The 19,417-nt window shown below is 41.0% G+C and carries 19 protein-coding genes; 10 read left to right on the forward strand and 9 right to left on the reverse strand.

What is annotated here, in order from left to right; all coding sequences use genetic code 11:
• The first annotated feature begins 99 nt into the window (after window positions 1-99).
• Window positions 100-1,242, forward strand: a complete 1,143-nt coding sequence (locus MTN95_RS08580) for a TetR/AcrR family transcriptional regulator (RefSeq protein WP_248337785.1) — start codon at window positions 100-102, stop codon at window positions 1,240-1,242.
• 323 nt (window positions 1,243-1,565) lie between these two features.
• On the opposite strand, the gene MTN95_RS08585 is transcribed toward MTN95_RS08580, so the two are convergent.
• Complete coding sequence (locus tag MTN95_RS08585) at window positions 1,566-3,035, reverse strand: beta-barrel domain-containing protein (protein WP_248337787.1); 1,470 nt, start codon at window positions 3,033-3,035, stop codon at window positions 1,566-1,568.
• On the reverse strand, window positions 3,036-5,219 hold the full coding sequence (locus tag MTN95_RS08590) for a peptidase domain-containing ABC transporter (RefSeq protein WP_105954577.1): 2,184 nt from the start codon (window positions 5,217-5,219) through the stop codon (window positions 3,036-3,038).
• A 413-nt stretch (window positions 5,220-5,632) separates the two neighbouring features.
• Here MTN95_RS08590 and MTN95_RS08595 point away from each other — a divergent pair, with 413 nt between their 5' ends.
• The 4 genes from MTN95_RS08595 (at window position 5,633) to MTN95_RS08610 (ending at window position 6,930) form a co-directional block, all read left to right on the forward strand.
• Window positions 5,633-5,851, forward strand: a complete 219-nt coding sequence (locus tag MTN95_RS08595; RefSeq protein WP_105954576.1) for a helix-turn-helix transcriptional regulator — start codon at window positions 5,633-5,635, stop codon at window positions 5,849-5,851.
• Window positions 5,841-6,266, forward strand: coding sequence for a DUF6773 family protein (locus MTN95_RS08600; RefSeq protein ID WP_095431017.1), 426 nt, complete (start codon window positions 5,841-5,843; stop codon window positions 6,264-6,266). Before MTN95_RS08595 ends, MTN95_RS08600 begins: the two co-directional genes overlap by 11 nt.
• Before the next feature lie 192 nt (window positions 6,267-6,458).
• Window positions 6,459-6,689 carry a hypothetical protein gene (locus MTN95_RS08605; protein WP_024123461.1) on the forward strand — a complete coding sequence of 77 codons (231 nt, stop codon included), beginning with the start codon at window positions 6,459-6,461 and terminating at the stop codon, window positions 6,687-6,689.
• 16 nt (window positions 6,690-6,705) lie between these two features.
• Entirely contained in the window at window positions 6,706-6,930 is a 225-nt protein-coding gene (locus tag MTN95_RS08610; RefSeq protein WP_024123460.1) for a Blp family class II bacteriocin, read from the forward strand.
• Between the two features lie 147 nt (window positions 6,931-7,077).
• Here MTN95_RS08610 and MTN95_RS08615 read toward each other — a convergent pair whose 3' ends face one another.
• Window positions 7,078-7,899: an SDR family oxidoreductase gene (locus MTN95_RS08615; RefSeq protein ID WP_248337789.1), complete on the reverse strand. Its 822-nt coding sequence runs from the start codon at window positions 7,897-7,899 to the stop codon at window positions 7,078-7,080.
• 118 nt (window positions 7,900-8,017) lie between these two features.
• Between MTN95_RS08615 and MTN95_RS08620 the strand changes: the two genes are divergently transcribed.
• Entirely contained in the window at window positions 8,018-8,269 is a 252-nt protein-coding gene (locus MTN95_RS08620) for a hypothetical protein (RefSeq protein WP_024123458.1), read from the forward strand.
• 189 nt (window positions 8,270-8,458) lie between these two features.
• A complete protein-coding gene (gene htpG / locus MTN95_RS08625; protein WP_105991069.1) occupies window positions 8,459-10,339 on the forward strand; it encodes a molecular chaperone HtpG in 1,881 nt (626 codons plus the stop codon).
• A 44-nt stretch (window positions 10,340-10,383) separates the two neighbouring features.
• On the opposite strand, the gene MTN95_RS08630 is transcribed toward htpG, so the two are convergent.
• The 6 genes from MTN95_RS08630 to iolR all read right to left on the reverse strand — a co-directional run bounded on the left by MTN95_RS08630 (window position 10,384) and on the right by iolR (window position 15,628).
• Entirely contained in the window at window positions 10,384-11,769 is a 1,386-nt protein-coding gene (locus MTN95_RS08630; protein ID WP_248337791.1) for a sugar porter family MFS transporter, read from the reverse strand.
• Window positions 11,770-11,922: 153 nt separating this feature from the next.
• A complete protein-coding gene (locus tag MTN95_RS08635) occupies window positions 11,923-12,498 on the reverse strand; it encodes a CGNR zinc finger domain-containing protein (RefSeq protein WP_248337925.1) in 576 nt (191 codons plus the stop codon).
• 212 nt (window positions 12,499-12,710) lie between these two features.
• A complete protein-coding gene (locus MTN95_RS08640) occupies window positions 12,711-13,019 on the reverse strand; it encodes a DUF2653 family protein (protein WP_024123453.1) in 309 nt (102 codons plus the stop codon).
• A gap of 3 nt (window positions 13,020-13,022) precedes the next feature.
• Window positions 13,023-13,673, reverse strand: a complete 651-nt coding sequence (locus tag MTN95_RS08645; RefSeq protein ID WP_105954571.1) for a hypothetical protein — start codon at window positions 13,671-13,673, stop codon at window positions 13,023-13,025.
• A 213-nt stretch (window positions 13,674-13,886) separates the two neighbouring features.
• Complete coding sequence (locus tag MTN95_RS08650) at window positions 13,887-14,819, reverse strand: aldo/keto reductase (RefSeq protein ID WP_248337793.1); 933 nt, start codon at window positions 14,817-14,819, stop codon at window positions 13,887-13,889.
• Window positions 14,820-14,872: 53 nt separating this feature from the next.
• Entirely contained in the window at window positions 14,873-15,628 is a 756-nt protein-coding gene (gene iolR, locus MTN95_RS08655) for a myo-inositol utilization transcriptional regulator IolR (RefSeq protein ID WP_024123450.1), read from the reverse strand.
• 406 nt (window positions 15,629-16,034) lie between these two features.
• Between iolR and iolA the strand changes: the two genes are divergently transcribed.
• The 3 genes from iolA to iolC all read left to right on the forward strand — a co-directional run bounded on the left by iolA (window position 16,035) and on the right by iolC (window position 19,389).
• Window positions 16,035-17,498: a methylmalonate-semialdehyde dehydrogenase gene (gene iolA / locus MTN95_RS08660; RefSeq protein ID WP_105954570.1), complete on the forward strand. Its 1,464-nt coding sequence runs from the start codon at window positions 16,035-16,037 to the stop codon at window positions 17,496-17,498.
• Between the two features lie 74 nt (window positions 17,499-17,572).
• Window positions 17,573-18,388, forward strand: a complete 816-nt coding sequence (gene iolB, locus MTN95_RS08665; protein ID WP_248337795.1) for a 5-deoxy-glucuronate isomerase — start codon at window positions 17,573-17,575, stop codon at window positions 18,386-18,388.
• A 23-nt stretch (window positions 18,389-18,411) separates the two neighbouring features.
• On the forward strand, window positions 18,412-19,389 hold the full coding sequence (gene iolC, locus MTN95_RS08670; protein WP_248337797.1) for a 5-dehydro-2-deoxygluconokinase: 978 nt from the start codon (window positions 18,412-18,414) through the stop codon (window positions 19,387-19,389).
• The last annotated feature ends 28 nt before the right edge of the window (window positions 19,390-19,417 follow it).

Here is a 19,417-nt window from a genome sequence, read left to right on the forward strand (position 1 = left end):
TTATAAAGTGGTATCTTTTCTATAAGAAAGACAACGGAGAATCATCTATACGTTACCGTACATATATCGAATATGTGTCTAATGACTGGGGGTGTTTTTGTGGCGGAATCTGCTGAAGCTCAAGTGAAACAGGCGCTGCTGGCTTTATTGGAAGAAAGAGATATTCAACACATCACAATGAAAGAAATCGCTGAAAAGGCCAAAGTGAGCCGCGGGACGCTCTACCTTTATTATGAAGACAAGTTCTCCATTATTGAGGATGTGATCGAAGACATGAAGGAAGGGCTGGGCGAAGCGCTCTATGACGCCTTCAAGCATATGGACACACTCCATTTAAATAAAAAACGGCACACTGTGCATCCGACTCTGTCCTTTGTCCACGAGCATCGATCCTTTTTTGGCACGATGATGAACAGAGAACATTTTCATCGTTTTTTTAAGGATGTGTTTCAGCAGGATGTTTTGCTGGCTCCGGTCAATGTGAATCTGACGCCGATTGAACAGGAGATTTACGGACATTACCGGGCTTTGTACACGTACGCGATTATCCTTTATTGGCTGAATGAGGATGCGGACGCGTCTCCGGAAGCCATCAGCCAAAAAGTTTGGGAGCTCGTTTCTCAAAAGCGGTTTTATTGGCTGTTTGGACAGGCTCCGTCAAGGGAGCGGCAGGAGGACAAGCAAATCGACAGGCGTGTGGTTCGAACGAGAGAAGCGCTGCAGAAGGCTTTGCTGGACGTATTGGCAGAGAAAAAAGACTACGCGGCCATCACGATTTCTGACATTACCCGGAAAAGCAATATCCGCCGCGCAACCTTTTATGATCACTATGCCAGCAAAGAGGAATTGCTGCAGACCATGATTCAGCAATCATGTACGGAGATGATAGATCACCTGACGATTGCCTCAAGTCCGAATGAGCTTTCCTTAAAAGAAGCGGAGGAGGCGCTCGCCGGCCTGCTTTCTGCATTAGACCGCATGCCTATTGTCCATTTGCTCAATCGGGACTGGGGTGTTCCTCATGTGATACCCGAGATGCTCCAAGCGTTGGAATCATTTTATCTGCATCAGCAAACTAATATTCCTGCGGAGAAAAAGCTTTATGCCTATTATGTATCGGCGATGATTATCGGGCTGATATTGTATCGGCTCGAGGAAGGGAAGGTGCATGCGCCGGAAGTGCTGGCGAGGGAGTTTTTGCAGTTTTTGGATGTGAAGAAGTATAAGGTGGTATTGCTTTGAAGTGCCCGGAGACTTGATCCGGGCTTTGGGTCGTTATGATACTTGGTCTTTTGATTTTCTTTATTTTAAGGTGAGATTGAGAAATAGAAGAGACAAAAGAATAAAAACAATATTCACCATCCAAGACTTCCAGCTTACAGTGGGGGGCCAATATTGTATTGAAGAGAAGGCGAACGATTGAAGAGAATAAAAAGAGTAAAAATAACAGTTTGTTTTGAGACATGATTCTATACGTCCTATACCTTTCTTATAAAAAATAAAATGCCTCAAAGCAGATTCTCATCTGCTTTTGAGACATATATGCACATTTCTCTAAATGGAAATTAACGTAAGTGTAATACATCTAAAAAATAATCAATATATCTTTTTGAATCAACGATAATTGATACATCTGTCTGCATGCCATTTTTTAAATGTATTTTTGTTCCGTTATCTTTAACAATTTCTTTGCTTTCTATCGTGCTTTCAGCAATATAAAATTTTTGCCCATTTTGATCACTAATACTGTCTGGACTTATTTTGATAATGACACCTTTAATGGTTTGATTTGTATTTTCAATATGGAATCTTACTTCATCTTTTTCATTAATATTTGTGATCTCATGACTCGGAATATAAATGTTAGCTCTAAGCTTCTCTTTATCAGGGACAATAGTCAAAATAGCAGTGCCTGCTTGTAAATTGTCACCTGGAGATATATTTGTTAGTACATTAACATAGCCGTCACTAGTTGCTTTTATTTTATATTTTTCTAATTGTAAATCTAGCATCTTTAGATCATCTTCTTTTGATTTAAGAGTGGTCTGAAGATCTGTTTGCTTTTGAGATGTTTGATTTAGCAAGTTTGTTTTAAGCTGTTCAATGGAAAGCTTATAATTTGTTTCCTCTGAGTTATCGGAATCACTGTCAGAATCGTCACTTTTCATTGAACTGTTAATCTCATCAAGTGATTGATTTAATTCGTCTTTTTCTTCACTTAGTTTTACTAGCATATCTTGTTTTAAACTTTCAAGCTGTCCGTTTAGATTCTCTTTCTGCTGTGAGAAACTGTTTTTATCGAGCTCATCTTTCATCTTCTGTAGATCATCAAGCTGCTGCTCTACATTTTGTTTGTTAGTTTGATAACTATTATAGTAAGAATTGTACTTATCATCCTGTTTGGCAAAGGATTTATTGTTTTTAATGGAGTCTTGCAGGTCAGAAATTCTTTGAAGCTTTAGTTTCACTTTGTTTTTTGTCTTATCCAGACTATTTTTTATGCTTTTTTTCTGCTTCTTAAGTTTTTTCTGCTGAGTTTTTGCATTTTCTTTTGATGACTCTAACAAATTACTTTGTTTTTCATATGAGAGATATTGATCTTGATAACCCCAATGATCGTTCTCGCTGAATAAATTTTTGTCATTTTCAATACTTTTTTTTAGAGTTTTGTTTAACGCAGCTTGTTCTTTTAAATCTTTGATATCTTCTTTAACAGCTTTTTTCTGCGCTTGGATTTCAGTATTGTCTAGAGTTAATAGAGTATCTCCCTTTTTCACCTTATCAACCTGTTTAATATCAACTGTTTTTACTTTGCCGGCTACTTCGTTTGTTACGTTGCTGTTAGGCTTGGTATATTGGATGTCAGCTGTCGTTTTTAGAATTACTTCTTTCTTTCCATAGAAACTAAAAACAATACATGCAATAAGTAAAGCTATCAGTATATATGTAAAGAAAACACCAATTGGTTTGGGTTTTGATTCGTAGAATTCTCTGCTATCCCTCAAATCATTTAAATTGAAAAAGTTACGTTTCATCTAAATTGTCACCATCTCTCTCGATGGCATTTGGTTCTCCCACAACTCATAGTACTTGCCTTTTTTCTTCAATAAATCATTGTGGTTCCCATACTCTATGATTTCTCCATTTTCCATGACAAATATTTTGTCGCAATTCATAATTGTACTCAAACGATGAGCAATTATAATCGTAGTTACATCAACAGTCTGATCGTATATCATCTTTGATATTCCCTGTTCGGTTGTCGTATCGAGATTGCTAGTTGATTCATCCATTATGAGAATGTTAGGTTTTCTTAATAATGCTCTGGCAATTGCGAGTCTTTGCTTCTGGCCTCCAGATAAATTAGACCCGTTTTCTTCTACAAGAGTATCGTATCTCATTGGTAAATCATTGATAAAATCATGTACTTTAGTTTGTTTACATACTTCTATAATCTCTTCAAAGGTAAAACTTCCTGAGTTCCCAAGCAAAAGGTTTTCAAGAATTGATCCTTGTATAAAATGAGATTCTTGAGGTATATAACTTATGCTTTCTCTTAACGCGTTGGTGTGAATATCATTTATATGATAACCATTGATTAAAACCTCACCTGATTCAGCTGTATAAAATTTCATTAAAAGCTTAGTCAAAGTAGATTTTCCTGAACCGCTTTCTCCAACAAAGGCAACTTTCTCTCCTTTTTGAATATGCAGTGTAATATCTTTTAAGATGAGCCTTCGAGTTCCGTATCGAAAATTGATTTTTTTAAAAGAAAGCGGACCTGTAATTGACGACGTCGATGTTATTCGCGCCTCTTTCTCTATTAATTCGGGTTCTAGCTTTAGAATTTCTCCGAGCCTTTTGGACGCAACAGATGCTGACTGAAGCTTAGATTGTAGGCCGATGATGTTTTGTAAAGGATTTAAGAAGTAGGTTAATAAGGCATTATATGTAATAAGCTGACCAATAGTAAGGGTGCCTTTCATGACTTGAGTTGATCCGATCCACAGTATCAATGCACCGCTTGCTAAATCCAAAAACATTTTTATGGAACCCTGAAGGTTATCAATAACTCCGTGTTTAAAAGCTGATCGTAAGTATTTCACAAATCTTTTTTCTGTTTCAAATGACATCATATATTCCGCATTGTATGCTTTAACAGTTTCGATGCCGTTAAGCGTCTCAACAATCTTTGAAGTCAGCTGCGCATTGTTTTCCATTTCTGTGTTATTTATATTTTCGTAGGGTTTTATAAAAATCCAAACCGTCAAAATATAAAAAGGTATGAAAGCCAATGTGATGAGAAATAAAGTAGTATTCTGCAGATATAAGAAAATACCAACCATAATAAGCATAATGGTATCGAGTATGACCGAAAGCGATGCACTGACAACAGCATCGATCACTTTATTAGCATCAGTAAATCTGGATATAATTTCGCCGACTTTTCTATTGCTGAAAAATTTCATTGGCAAAGTAAGCACATGTTGAAAGTATCCAAACATGATGGAGATACTTAATTTTTGACCTAGGAGAATCATTAGGTATTGCCTAAAACCTATTAAGAAAACCTTAAATAAATACATAATCAAAAGGCCGATTGAAAGAATATGTAATGTGTTACTTAATCCATTAGGTAGGATTTGATCGATGATCGTCTGAAAGTAAAAAGTACCGAGGATCCCGAAGACGGTAATAATAAAGGATGCTAAAAACGTATGTATAATCAACGATTTTTGCTGAAGAATCAACCTGAAAATATCGGCACTTATATTACTTGTCTCGGTCTGTTTTTTATAAGTCTCAGTAGGTGCTAAAAGTATTAAGATGCCTGTCCAAATCTTAAAAAAATCATCTTTTTGATATGTAACGAGCCCTTTTCCAGGATCCGCAATGATAATTTTATCTTTACTAATTTTATGTATAACAACGTAATGCAATAATTGTTGATCTATAATAATATGTGCAATTGCTGGAAGAGTAATGGACTGATCAAAAGCTGTATGCTCTGCACGCACAGCTTTTGCTGAAAACCCCAACTGTTCGGCGGCTTTTACCATTCCAAGAGCACTAGTACCTTGTGTATCAGTTCCAGCAATGTCACGTATATAAGCTAGAGAGAGCTTTGAGCCATAATGTTTTGCAATTGTTGATAGGCAGGCTGCTCCACAATCTTTTTGATCAAGTTGTCGTACACAATGATATCTATTAAAAAACATATACTACTCTCCATAATGAAGGTCATTTTTTAGAATATATATAATAATATAAAGAATAGACATCATTTTATTACATTTTCATGGTTTGTCAACCTTTTTAAGGTAAATATTTATTGTTATTTAGAGCTTTTGGCACGTTTATATAATATAAATGCGTAATTGATATAGATAAGATATAAAGCAAGATTAAATACACCTAAGTGAAAAAAATAAGAAAGAGATATACAAAATAAACCCCCTGCGATTATAAAGATATAGAACAATTTCATTTTACCAACTCCTATAAATGTTAAATTCATTGTAAGATATAATAGACTAAATGTAAAATATATATGGATAAATGCAATATATAGTTTGCATGGTTTTTTTATATATGATATGCTACAGATAAATAAACCAATGGAGACTTGCCAATGAATAATAATTTGAAGTTGGAAAGAACAAGAGCGAATTTAACACAGGAACAACTTGCCGAAAAAATTGGAGTGACAAGACAGACGATTGGATTAATTGAAAAAGGGAAGTATAATCCTTCTTTACAATTATGTTTGAAAATTTGTATAGAATTGAAAGTTACTCTGAATGATGTATTTTGGACGTATAACAGGGAGGAAGAAACTAATGAAGGATGAGAGAATAAGTCATATTGAAAATAAAATAGGTCATGAAAGCTTTCTTTTAGTAATTGCTTTGGTTTTTGTCTCTTTTATACTTTCGATTATGTTTAAAATGCCGAGCACGTTAATGACAATTATCATATTGTTTGTTGGAAGCGGATATTATGGATTAAGAGCTATGTCAAAAGGCATTTTAAGAGTAAATCTGAAAAAGAAGAAGAAGAGTTCGTACTTTCTTTTAATTGTTTTTACTTTTATTCTGTATATGGCAACGTCGGTATTATTTAAAATCATTACATTCCCTTTTACAACTAAAGAATTCTTATTCCAAATTCTTATGTATATTTTATGGCTAATTCCTTTTAGTCTCATCATGTATACTACATATAAATTTTCAAACAGGCAGCAGAAAAAAGAATTAGAGAATTAATTAAGAGAGCTTAACCTAAATAACTGAATTAGGTTAAGCTCTCTTTTACTATATATAAATTGATCGATAGGTTATAGATGATTTTATGGAAAAAACTATTGATTTAGGATTTATTATGTAATATTATAATTCCCATGGTAAATTTATACTAGTTATTATTATTTACCTGAATAACTTTGAGGAGGAATATTGATGAACGCAAAAAGCATAAAAGACGTTGAACTTCAGGCATTGACTCTTGAAGAAGCTGAACAAATTGATGGAGGAAGTTATGCTAAATATCTTGGCAGTGCAGTAGTTACAGGTGCCGGCGCAGGTGTAGTCGGAGGAGTTCCAGGTGTTATTCTTGGTGCCCATGCAGGTGCAATTGCAGGGTCAGTTGGTTATTTAGGCGGGTCATTAATCGCAGGAAAATGGCTTTAAGGAGGGAATAGCATAAATGGAAAATAATAATCGTCTTTCAGAATTGAATGTAAAAGAAATGGAACAAATTGATGGCGGAGGCTGGAGAAGTGCCCTTGGCGGAGCTTTTTCAGGTGCATTAGTCGGTGCTTCAACAGTAGGCGTCGGTGGAGCAGCTGTTGGCGGACCCGTTGGTGGTGCCGGCGGAGCAATTACTGGCGGCATAGTTGGCGGTATAGTTGGCGGAATAAACGCTTGGTAATAAAAATACATAAAGAACTAGTTTGAACATTATGTAACAAGACCGGAAAGAGTATATCTTTTCTCGGTCTTGTTATATTTGTATTTATATATACATAATGTTTTGTAGCGTCTATTTATTATAAATTCTTTTAACTGACTATCTCAGTTATTTTGTTTCTTCCTTCCATTTCTCATCAATCAACATCTTGCCAGGCCATGTATACGCCATGATGCCGCCGTCTGCGGTGATGTCTTCGCCTGTGACGTATGAGCTGTCGTCAGATGCGAGGAACAGCGCCACCGTCGCCATTTCCTTCGGTTTGCCGAGACGGCCGAGCGGCGTGATCCATTTGTTGGCTTCGCGGAATTTCTTGCCCATTTCCTGTTCCTTGGTGCCAGCTAATTTGTCAATAAGCGGCGTTTCAATCGTACCCGGTGAGATGGAATTGACCCGGATGCCGCTTCTTGCGTAATCAATTGCCATCGCTCTTGTCAGGTTTGTGATTCCGCCTTTTGCGGCGTTATAGCCGGAGCGGTCAAGGTCTGCAGCCCTGCCTGACATGGAGGAGGTGTTGATGATGGAGCCTCCCTTTTCGAGCATAAGCGGAATCAGATATTTGCTGCAAAGAAACGTGCCGCGCAGATCGACTGCGATAATGCGGTCAAACAGATCTACGGGATATTCGTGCACTTTTCCGCCTTCCTGATCGACGCCGGCGTTGTTAAAGAGAATATCAATCGTTCCGTACGCGTCTTTGAGTTGATCAGCAAATTGCTTCACGTTTTCTTCATCTGACACATCAAGGTGAAAAGCCTCAGCTTGTCCTCCGTTTTGTCTGATCGCTTCGACTGTCTCTTTCATTTGATCTTCATTCATATCGCCGACAATCACACGCGCGCCTTCATTGGCAAAAACCTCTGCCGTTGCTTGTCCAATGCCTGTCGCAGCGCCTGTGATCACAGCGGTTTTGTTATCAAGTCTTCCCATAACACGAATCCTCCTTTTTCTAGTTGTCTTCCCGCTGTGTGCAGTGATAAACATGTGAGAAAAGTAATACCTGTATATGTTAAAATGAACTAGAAATTGTTGGGAGGTTTTATGTGTTTTGAAGATACAGCATAAGAAGGAACTCAAATTTTATTGTCTCATTACGATTCCGGCTGCGTTTGCTGTGCTGACTGTCATCTCTTTTTTATTGCAAGAGATTACGTTTCCGGTTACAGCTAGCGCATTTCTGAATGCTTCATGGCATAATCTATTGTTTCTGATACCGTTCTGTTTGTTTTTCTATCCGGTGCATATTTGGATGAAGCGGGAGTTTAGCCGATGGAATGATGCAGGACAAAAGAGAGGATGATCCTCTCTTTTTCGTATCTGAATGTCTAGAAAAAATAGTGAAAACACACCCAACTAATGTTAAATTTACATATATATGCATCTATCAATCTTTGATGAAAACCGTATTGACATGAGTCGTCATTTATGATAAATAGATGCTGAAAAGAGTTTACATAACATCACAAAGCATGAAAAAGGAGCGAGCTGAATGGCCAAAAAAGAGTTTAAAGCAGAGTCCAAACGACTGCTGGATATGATGATTAACTCCATTTACACTCAAAAAGAAATCTTTCTTCGCGAGTTAATTTCCAATGCGAGTGACGCGATTGACAAAATCTATTACAAGGCGCTGACGGATGATGCGCTAACCTTCGATAAAGACAATTACTACATAAAAGTCGCGGCTGACAAAGGCGCGAGAACACTGACCATTACGGATACAGGGATTGGAATGACAAAGGACGAGCTTGAACAGCACCTCGGTACGATTGCGAAAAGCGGCTCTCTTGCGTTTAAAAAAGAAAACGAACTGAAGGACGGCCATGACATCATCGGGCAATTCGGTGTCGGATTTTATGCGGCGTTTATGGTTGCCGATGTGGTGACCGTTATCAGTAAGGCGCTCGGCAGCGAAGAAGCGTATAAATGGGAATCTGCTGGCGCAGACGGCTATACAATTGAGCCCTGTGAAAAGGATTCTGTCGGCACAGACATTATCCTGAAGATCAAAGAGAACACGGAAGATGAGAGCTATGATGAGTTTTTAGAAGAATATCGTTTAAAAGCGATCATCAAAAAGTACTCTGACTTCATTCGCTACCCGATCAAAATGGATACAACGGTTAATAAGCCGAAGGAAGGCAGCGACAATGAATTTGAAGAGGTGCAGGAGGAACAGACGGTTAACAGCATGGTGCCGATCTGGAGAAAAAACAAGAGCGAGCTGACAGATGAGGACTATGAAACGTTCTATTCTGAAAAGCATTACGGATTTGATAAACCGCTCACTCATGTCCATATCAGTGTTGACGGTGCCGTGCGCTACAACGCCATTTTATTTATTCCTGAAAACATGCCGTTTGACTATTATTCTAAGGAATATGAGAAAGGCTTGGAGCTCTATTCCAACGGCGTGCTCATCATGAACAAATGCGCGGATCTGCTTCCGGACCACTTCAGTTTTGTGAAGGGTATGGTTGATTCTGAGGACCTGTCGCTGAACATTTCCAGAGAAATGCTGCAGCATGACCGCCAGCTGAAGCTGATTGCGAAAAACATCAGCAAAAAGATCAAAAGCGAGCTGCAGAGCCTGCTGAAAAAAGACAGAGAAAAATATGAGACCTTCTACAAATCGTTCGGCAGACAGCTGAAGTTCGGCGTGTACAATGATTTTGGCGCGAATAAAGATCAATTGAAGGATCTCTTATTATTCTACTCTTCCAAAGAGAAAAAACTGGTCAGCCTGGACGAGTACGTATCCAGAATGCCTGAAGAGCAGAAATATATTTACTACGCGACCGGTGATTCATATGATCGCATTGAAAAACTGCCGCAAACGGAAATGGTAGCGGACAAAGGCTATGAAATTCTTTACTTTACAGAGGACATCGATGAATTTGCGATCAAAATGCTCGCTTCATATCAAGAAAAAGAGTTCAAATCTGTTTCAAGCGGCGATCTTGGCATCGATTCAGAAGAGGATCAAAAGCAGTCTGAAGAAGAGGAAAGCAAGTACAAGGATCTGTTTGAGGAAATGAAAAATATTCTGTCTGACAAAGTGAAAAACGTCAGAGTATCGAAACGCCTCAAATCTCATCCGGTCTGCCTTGCAGCTGACGGTGAAGTGACAATCGAGATGGAAAAAATCTTAAATGCGATGCCGGACAGCCAAAATGTAAAAGCGGACAAAGTGCTGGAAATCAATCCGAATCACGAGGTATTCAACACGCTGCAGAACGCTTTCGAACAAGATAAAGAGAAACTAAGCCTGTACACAAATCTCCTGTACAACCAGGCGCTTCTGATCGAAGGTCTGCCGATTCAGGACCCTGTGGAATTTACGAACAATATGTGCAAGGTGATGGTGTAATCATAAAAAAGGAATCGTCCCGATGAGACGATTCCTTTTTCTATTTATGACGTCCGTTCATTGAGCATACGGCTTTGTCCGTTGTTCTTTCTTTTAAAACGTTTTTTCAGGCTTGCTTCAATTTCTTCTAAGCTTCTCCCTTTGGTTTCAGGAACCATGTAAAGGGCGAAGAAAAATGAGAGAAGACAAATGACTGAAAAAATTGTAAACACCCATGCAATGCCCATGGCGCTGAGCATCAGCGGGAAGACCAGCGACACGATCAGGTTGGTTGCCGATAACACCAAAGTGGTAAAGCCCGTCGCGGCTCCGCGCGCTTTGGATGGGAAGAGCTCAGGCATCAGAACCCATACAACCGGACCCCATGTCGCCTGGTAGAATACGATATAAACACCGAGAAAAACGACGGTCAGCCAAGCTGTTGATGTTGAGAGCCCCAGCGTCAGGAGCACAGCCGATAGTGCGGCCAAGCTCAGCGTAATACCGACGCTTCCCCAGATCAGCAGCTTTTTGCGGCCGATGCGGTCGATTAAAATCATAGCTGTAATACACATGATGACGTTGAGTACGCCGATTCCCATTGTGCCGAGCACCGATGCCGATGTGCCGAGACCGGCCTTAGTGAAAATGGTTGGCGCGTAGTAGATAACCGTGTTAATTCCGACAGCCTGCTGGAAAACGGCGAGGCCGACGCCAATGAGAAGCATAGGGCGAATCCATTTGGCTTTTAGCAAGCCGAGTGTTGTTTCTTTTTTCTCTGCTTCCCCTTGTTTCATATCTGCCAGTTCACGTTCAATATCTTCTTGATCATGAGTGATTTTCATGATGTGCTTCGCTTCATCTTCACGCCCGCGCTTCACGAGCCATCTTGGTGATTCAGGCATAAATGCGATCCCGATTAATAAAAGCACGGCAGGCACCGCAGCCAGCCCCACCATCCAGCGCCACGCTTCAAACGGTGTGAATAGATAGTTTACGATATATGCAAGTAAAATACCGGTGACAATCATTAAATTGTTCATCGTGCCGAGTGTTCCGCGGATTTTTGTCGGTGCCATTTCTGAAAGATATACAGGCACCAGCGCCGTTGAACCGCCTACGGCCAAGCCGAGAATGACCCGAGACGTGATCAGCATGGTAATGGTTTGAGAAAATGCACAAGCAAGCGCCCCGACGATAAAAATGATGGATAAAACAAATACGACTTTTCTCCTGCCCCAGCGATCGGAGCACGTGCCGCTTAAGGCGGAACCGAAAATCGCGCCGAGGAGCAGCATGCTGACAACCAATCCTTCTGTCAGTGTTGTTAAAGGGATATCATTGTTGATAAACAGCAGCGCTCCCGAGATAACGCCCGTATCGTAACCGTAAAGCAGCCCCCCTAAAGCGCCGAAAAAGTAGATCATATATTTCCTTGTGTTTGTCTTCACAAATGTTCCTCCTCAGTCTTTGAGCCAATGAGTATGTACGATGTGTAACAAAGTTAATAGATTAGTACCCTTCTCCTAATCGATTTGAAACATTTTTATTTTTAATGGTTAGTTTTGATTTCGATAAAAAACCGTTCTCTGGGGAACGGATTTTTACTCATTATTGACTTTTTTATGATGGCGTGAGACTTTTTGTCTGTTGCCGCATATCTTCATGGAGCACCATTTTCGCCTTCCTGTTTTATCAAGAAAAAGCAAAATGCACTTTTCGTTTGCGCACCGTTTCAGCTGTTGGATTTCTTTTGTATGAATCAGCCATAATGCATCGTAAGCGATAAGCGATAAAATAGAATCATCTGGTTTTCCATTCGGAATGCGGGCAAGTTTGTCATCTAAGATTTGATAAGAAAAAGGAGCGGCGGCGATTTGATCTTGCAGGAAAGCGATAAAAGCTAGAGAAGGTTTACTGCCTTCGGCGATACTCTCAAAATGTTTTCTCAGCTCAGCGCGGAATTGATGAATCCGTTGCAATTGTTCTTGGACTTGCTGCAGCGTAAAAGACCTGAGAAAAGGAGCAGTTTCTCCCATTATTTCAAACCATGCCATCAGATCTTTTTCTGACTGGATGAGATCGTGCCGTTTATCATAGCTTATGATTTCAGTATTAACGAGATCGAGAGAAAGGTTTTGTGTGATAAGAGGGAATTGAGCATTTGCCAATGTAATCATTCCTTTCAAAATCATTGTAAGCGCCAAAACCTTTTTCACGCAAGGATATGAGTAAAAGGAGGCTTTTTCCCATTTTATCTGTCAGGCAGTCTGCTGATCATTAGGGATGGTGCGTCTCCCATGACCGGAAACAGCCGTTTCTGTACCTGCATTTCAAAAAACATCATAAAAAAACCTTACTCGCCCGGAGTAAGGTTCTGATTAGGACATTTTTATTCTTCACCCTCGTTGACGAAAACCAAGGCGGAGAATCCTTTTTTCTTATCAAATTGCAATTCAACGACGGTAACGTCTGGATTGAAGTTGTGGTATTCCTCTAAGAACTGAATAATGCCTTCTGAAATGTCATCTGACTCAAGCTGCTTGTGATGCAGGCCATATTTAGCTTCAGCGAAGAATCCTGTACGCTTGTTGTAAGACAGCTCTTTTACTTCAACGTCCTCAGGGTAAATCTCTTCTTCATTAGAAATATACACACAAATCCCGTCTACAATTTCTTGCTCATTTAATACTAACTTCATGACCTAAAAGCTCCTTCTGTACGTCTTCGGTGTTTTAAATGCGCGAATCAGTGCGATGACAATGATTAAAATAATGATCAAAGCAATGACATCAACGATCCAGGCAATGGGTGAAGCGCCATAAGAAACATAGCCTGGGCCCCCGACTGGATGATAGGTGTAACCCCAAGGGTGCATCATGCTGATCATGAACATACTCGTTGTGAATCCGCTATAATAGCCAAACCATCCTGATGGCGAGAATCCTGCATTGTAATAATGATTCACTGAAACATAACGTCCGCCAACATAAGCTTTAGATGTTTTTCCGCTGTATGTCTTTCCGCTTACTTTTGATGTGGCGCCGGAAAACGTGCCTGACGATTTTTTAGAGCTTGATGAGCTTGTCTTTTCGGAAGATTTCTTTTTCAGCGAAATCGATGATGATGAATCATCAGACGTTTTGGACTTTTTGCTTGAAGAGCTTGATCCTGAACTGTAGCTTGATTTCGGGCTGGATTTATAGCTTCCGCTGTATGACGAGCTTGAACTTCGGCTGCTGTGACTGGATGAGGAGCGGCCGCTAAAACTTTTTGCATGAGAAATGGCTGATGGCAGCAGTACACCTAAAGCAACGGTCACTGCAACTAAGGCTTTAACATATTTCAGTTTCATTCTGTTTCCTCCATAGACCGCAACGGCCCGTTATTTCTGGTTTGAATCATATCAATCTTTCATATCATGTTTAGCTTTTTTCATCACTTTCTTTCTGAGATAAACTACCTTTATTTTATCGGATTCATGGCTCTTTTTGTAAGTTTTGTATCAAAATCAAACCAATTTATGGGCAAAAAAACAGCCTTCCCTATGGAGAAGGCTGTTTTCTTATTATGCGAACAGCTTATCAATAAACGAAATATCCTCTTGAGAAAGCGTTACATCGGCTGTTTTGATGTTATCAATCAGCTGATCGGCACGTTTTGCTCCAGGGATTAAAATATCAATTTCCGGTCTTGCCAAATACCAAGCCAATACGATGTGAGGGATGTCCACGTTGTGCTTTTCAGCAATCGGCGCCAGTTTGTTGACCTTTCTGATATTTTCTTTGAAACGCTCGCCCTTGAAGTGTTCCTGTTCGTTTCGCAGGTCTCCTTCAGGGAACGTCGTATCTTCCGTATATTTTCCGGCCAGTAATCCTGATACAAGCGGGAAGTAAGGGATGAATGAAATATTGTGTTCCTTCGTATACGGGAAGAAGGTTGTTTCCGCTTCACGGTTTAACAGGTTGTATTCACCTTGAAGCACATCGACCAAACCGTCTCTGTTGGCTTCCTTCAGCTGTTCCAGAGAGAAATTGGAGACACCGATGGAACGGATTTTTCCGGCTTGCTTCATTTCATACAGTGCGTTAACCGCTTCATCCTTCGGCGTATGTTCATCCGGAAAGTGAATGTAGAACAGATCGATATAATCGGTATTCAAACGTTTCAGGCTTTCATCAACTGATTTTTTCAGAAACTCAGGCGAATTATCAAAAACAAAGTCATTTCCTTCTTTTCTGTGCGCGGCTTTTGTGGCAATGACGACATCTTCACGATTGAACTCGCGCAGCACTTCACCAATTAGCTCTTCCGAACGGCCGATGCCATAAATATAAGCAGTGTCTAACATGGTCACGCCATTACGAATGGCCTCGCGAACCAATTCTTTTCCGGTTTCTTCATTCAGATTCGGGTAGAGGTTATGTCCTCCGACAGCATTTGTTCCTAATCCGATAGGGAATACCTGCAAGTCTGATTTTCCGAGCGTTGCTTTTTTCATGATCTACCTCCTGGAATAAAATTGATGAAAGACTCTCAACACTATTGTAAACGTTAGGCCAGATGAATGCCGATTTGGTGCTCATGGCAGTACTGCGTGTACTCGTCATCTAACGGCTGAGAGGTCACAATACAGTGCAGTCTGTCAAAGGGCGCATAGGTCAGCAGCGTTGATTTTCCGAATTTTGAATGGTCGGCCAATAAATACACTTCTTTCGCTTTTTCAGAAATCCTCTTTTTAATGTCATACTCGAGCAGGTCCGAATTGGTCAGTCCGTGTGTCAGTGTTGTTCCGGTTGCAGACATAAAGGCTTTATTGATATTGTACTTCTCCAAAGTGCCCGGATCATCCATGCCGACAAAGGAGCGTGTTTTTCTTTTATAGTTGTTTCCGATAATGATTAAGTTGATATTCTTCATAGCAGATGCCGCATTGATAATGTCCAAGCTGTTGGTTAAAATGGTGACATTTTTGTTCGGATCAAGCGTATCGAGAATCGATTTGGTCGTTGTTCCTGAGTCAATGAAGATTAAGTCATGGTCTTCAATAAACCGGGAAGCATAATGGGCAATTTTTGTTTTCTCATCTTGGTGCTGGATGGTGCGATTCTCAAAAGGAACAAGTGCGGTTTTCTCAATTGATGTTACGCCGCCGTATACTTTTTCGATCGCACCCTTTTCCGTCAGCTTGTTGATATCGCGTCTGACTGTGTTTTTTGAGACATTGAAAACCTGGCACAGCTCATCTAAGGAAACAGTGCCATGCGATAAAATGTACTCCTCCATTTCCTGTATCCGCATCAATTTCATACAAAAAACTCCTTCTTGAATCTTAAAGTAATGTAAATATATAATAAAAACCAAAAGTTAATCAATAGTTGCTTAAAAAATGATAACATTGGTATGTATCTTTTGCAAGATTCGCTGGACTTCCAGGCGGTCTCTTGCATTACTGAAAGATTAGTATAATAAAAATAATGAAAAAATGTAGTGTTTATGATTGACTTATGGGTATTATACGATTAGAATATAACCAAGAAATGACCAAGAAGTAACCTGTTGTGTGTGATTTCAGTGATGATATGGTTGCTTACATAAAAAGTGTATCTAACCATTGATTTTTTGTTTTTTTGAAAGCGTTTAATTGTTATCTTATGAATCTATCCTGAACCATCCATACAAGTGTATGTGTTTACTAATGAAGGAGGCAATAAGAATGGCAGAAATCAGAAAATTAAAAAACTATATCAACGGTGAATGGGTTGAAAGCAAAACGGATCAATATGAAGACGTTATCAATCCGGCTACGAAAGAAGTGCTGTGCCAAGTGCCGATTTCTACAAAAGAAGATATTGATTACGCGGCTCAAACAGCAGGTGAGGCATTTAAAACATGGTCGAAAGTGGCGGTTCCGCGCCGTGCGAGAATTCTATTTAACTTCCAGCAGCTGCTGTCTCAGCATAAAGAAGAACTTGCTCATCTGATTACCATCGAAAACGGCAAAAACACAAAAGAAGCTCTGGGAGAAGTGGGACGCGGGATTGAAAACGTTGAGTTCGCGGCAGGCGCGCCTTCTCTGATGATGGGTGACTCACTTGCTTCTATTGCGACGGATGTAGAAGCGGCGAACTACCGCTACCCGATTGGAGTTGTCGGCGGAATCGCACCATTTAACTTCCCGATGATGGTTCCTTGCTGGATGTTCCCAATGGCCATTGCACTCGGCAACACATTTATTTTAAAGCCGTCTGAGCGTACGCCGCTGTTAACGGAGAAATTGGTTGAGCTGTTTGAAAAAGCGGGCCTTCCAAAAGGTGTTTTCAACGTCGTATACGGTGCGCATGACGTTGTGAATGGCATCCTCGAGCATCCTGAAATTAAAGCGATTTCATTCGTAGGCTCAAAGCCGGTCGGTGAATACGTCTACAAAAAAGGAAGCGAAAACTTAAAACGTGTTCAATCTCTGACAGGCGCGAAAAACCACACGATTGTCCTGAATGATGCGAATCTCGAAGACACGATCACAAACATCATCGGAGCAGCCTTCGGTTCAGCCGGAGAACGCTGCATGGCTTGTGCGGTTGTGACAGTTGAAGAAGGTATCGCTGATGAATTCATGGCGAAGCTTCAGGAAAAAGCCGCTGAGATTAAAATCGGAAACGGCCTTGATGACGGCGTGTTCTTGGGACCGGTTATTCGTGAGGACAACAAGAAACGCACGCTCAGCTACATTGAAAAAGGGCTGGAAGAAGGCGCGAGACTCGTTTGTGACGGACGTGAAAATGTGTCTGACGACGGCTACTTTGTCGGCCCGACAATCTTCGATAATGTCACAACAGAGATGACGATCTGGAAAGATGAAATCTTTGCTCCCGTCCTATCCGTCATTCGTGTGAAAAACCTGAAAGAAGCCATTGAGATTGCCAACAAGTCTGAATTTGCGAATGGCGCCTGCCTGTTCACATCCAATTCGAATGCCATCCGCTACTTCCGTGAAAATATTGACGCGGGAATGCTCGGCATCAACCTGGGTGTGCCGGCACCGATGGCATTCTTCCCATTCTCCGGCTGGAAGTCTTCCTTCTTCGGAACGCTGCACGCGAACGGTAAAGACAGCGTTGACTTCTACACGCGTAAAAAAGTGGTGACAGCAAGATACCCGGCACCTGATTTTAACTAAACGACGAACAGCCGAACGGCGTGTCTCTGCGCTGTTCGGACTCATGCTTACCATAGAAAGAGGAGGGCTTAACCATGAGTCATTTGTTGCGTAAGCCGCAGTCGAATGAAGTATCAAAAGGCGTCAAGCTTGTGCATGAAGTAACGAAATCAAACTCAGATCTTACCTATGTAGAGTTCAAAGTGTTAGAACTCTCATCCGGTTCAAGCTATACAGAAGAATTGAAAAAACAAGAAATCTGCATTGTGGCAGTGACAGGAAAAATCACAGTGACGGATCATGAATCTACGTTTGAACATATCGGTACGCGTGAAAGCGTATTTGAGAGAAAACCGACAGACAGCGTCTATATCTCCAATGACCGTGCCTTTGAGATTACGGCAGAGCGTGATGCGCGAGTGGCGCTTTGCTATTCGCCATCAGAGAAACAGCTTCCGACAAAGCTGATCAAGGCGGAAGACAACGGGATTGAACATCGCGGAAAGTTTTCCAACAAACGGACCGTTCACAACATTCTTCCGGATTCAGATCCTTCAGCTAACAGCCTCTTAGTGGTTGAAGTGTATACAGACAGCGGAAACTGGTCCAGCTACCCGCCTCATAAACACGATCAAGACAACCTGCCGGAGGAATCCTTCTTGGAAGAAACCTACTACCATGAATTAGATCCGGGCCAAGGCTTTGTATTTCAGCGCGTTTACACAGATGACCGCTCCATTGACGAGACAATGACTGTAGAAAATGAAAACGTTGTCATCGTTCCTGCGGGATATCACCCGGTAGGTGTGCCGGACGGATATACGTCCTACTATTTAAATGTCATGGCAGGACCGACACGAAAATGGAAGTTTTATAATGATCCGGCTCATGAGTGGATTTTAGAACGCTAACAAGTGAGGAGTGGCTGTTTACGATGAAGTATACATTCAATGAAGAGAAGGACTTTGATATTGTTGCCATCGGCCGGGCGTGTATTGATCTGAACGCGGTTGAATACAATCGCCCAATGGAAGAAACGATGACATTTTCGAAATACGTCGGCGGTTCGCCTGCGAATATCGCAATCGGCAGCTCAAAGCTCGGCTTAAAAGCGGGCTTTATCGGCAAAATTCCAGATGACCAGCATGGCAGATTCATAGAGTCCTATATGAGAAAAAACGGCGTAGACACAACGCAAATGGTCGTTGATAAGGAAGGGCATAAAGCCGGTCTCGCATTTACTGAAATTCTGAGCCCGGAAGAATGCAGTATCTTAATGTACCGCGATGACGTGGCCGATCTTTATCTTGAGCCTTCAGAGGTAAGCGAGGACTACATCGCAAATGCGAAAATGCTGCTCGTTTCCGGGACAGCGCTCGCTAAAAGCCCGTCACGGGAAGCGGTGTTAAAAGCCGTTCAATATGCGAAAAAGCACCAGGTAAAAGTCGTGTTCGAACTGGATTATCGCCCATATACATGGCAGTCAGCCGATGAAACAGCTGTTTACTATTCTTTGGTCGCTGAGCAGTCCGATATCGTCATCGGAACACGGGATGAATTCGATGTCATGGAAAACCGCACAGGCGGCAGCAATGAAGAGTCTGTCAATTATTTATTTGATCATTCAGCCGACCTCGTCGTCATCAAGCATGGCGTAGAAGGCTCGTACGCATACAGCAAATCCGGCGAAGTCTTCCGCGCCCAAGCGTACAAGACAAAAGTTCTGAAAACCTTCGGAGCCGGTGACTCGTATGCTTCGGCCTTTATCTACGGACTTGTCAGCGGCAAAGACATTGAAACGGCATTGAAATACGGCAGCGCGTCAGCCTCCATTGTTGTCAGCAAGCACAGCTCATCGGAAGCCATGCCGACGGCGGATGAAATCGCTCAGCTTATTGAAGCACAGTCATAATTGAAAAAGATCGAGTAAAGGTGGGATC

This window comes from Bacillus sp. 2CMS4F, assembly GCF_023161785.1.
Lineage (GTDB): Bacteria > Bacillota > Bacilli > Bacillales > Bacillaceae > Bacillus > Bacillus halotolerans.

What these genes read in the sequence shown, in the direction of transcription:
- MTN95_RS08585 (WP_248337787.1), bottom strand. Translation starts at nt 3,035, where the DNA reads ATGAAACGTAACTTTTTCAATTTAAATGATTTGAGGGATAGCAGAGAA.
- MTN95_RS08590 (WP_105954577.1), bottom strand. Translation starts at nt 5,219, where the DNA reads ATGTTTTTTAATAGATATCATTGTGTACGACAACTTGATCAAAAAGAT.
- MTN95_RS08595 (WP_105954576.1), top strand. Translation starts at nt 5,633, where the DNA reads ATGAATAATAATTTGAAGTTGGAAAGAACAAGAGCGAATTTAACACAG.
- MTN95_RS08600 (WP_095431017.1), top strand. Translation starts at nt 5,841, where the DNA reads ATGAAGGATGAGAGAATAAGTCATATTGAAAATAAAATAGGTCATGAA.
- MTN95_RS08605 (WP_024123461.1), top strand. Translation starts at nt 6,459, where the DNA reads ATGAACGCAAAAAGCATAAAAGACGTTGAACTTCAGGCATTGACTCTT.
- MTN95_RS08610 (WP_024123460.1), top strand. Translation starts at nt 6,706, where the DNA reads ATGGAAAATAATAATCGTCTTTCAGAATTGAATGTAAAAGAAATGGAA.
- MTN95_RS08615 (WP_248337789.1), bottom strand. Translation starts at nt 7,899, where the DNA reads ATGGGAAGACTTGATAACAAAACCGCTGTGATCACAGGCGCTGCGACA.
- htpG (WP_105991069.1), top strand. Translation starts at nt 8,459, where the DNA reads ATGGCCAAAAAAGAGTTTAAAGCAGAGTCCAAACGACTGCTGGATATG.
- MTN95_RS08635 (WP_248337925.1), bottom strand. Translation starts at nt 12,498, where the DNA reads ATGATTACATTGGCAAATGCTCAATTCCCTCTTATCACACAAAACCTT.
- MTN95_RS08640 (WP_024123453.1), bottom strand. Translation starts at nt 13,019, where the DNA reads ATGAAGTTAGTATTAAATGAGCAAGAAATTGTAGACGGGATTTGTGTG.
- MTN95_RS08645 (WP_105954571.1), bottom strand. Translation starts at nt 13,673, where the DNA reads ATGAAACTGAAATATGTTAAAGCCTTAGTTGCAGTGACCGTTGCTTTA.
- MTN95_RS08650 (WP_248337793.1), bottom strand. Translation starts at nt 14,819, where the DNA reads ATGAAAAAAGCAACGCTCGGAAAATCAGACTTGCAGGTATTCCCTATC.
- iolR (WP_024123450.1), bottom strand. Translation starts at nt 15,628, where the DNA reads ATGAAATTGATGCGGATACAGGAAATGGAGGAGTACATTTTATCGCAT.
- iolA (WP_105954570.1), top strand. Translation starts at nt 16,035, where the DNA reads ATGGCAGAAATCAGAAAATTAAAAAACTATATCAACGGTGAATGGGTT.
- iolB (WP_248337795.1), top strand. Translation starts at nt 17,573, where the DNA reads ATGAGTCATTTGTTGCGTAAGCCGCAGTCGAATGAAGTATCAAAAGGC.
- iolC (WP_248337797.1), top strand. Translation starts at nt 18,412, where the DNA reads ATGAAGTATACATTCAATGAAGAGAAGGACTTTGATATTGTTGCCATC.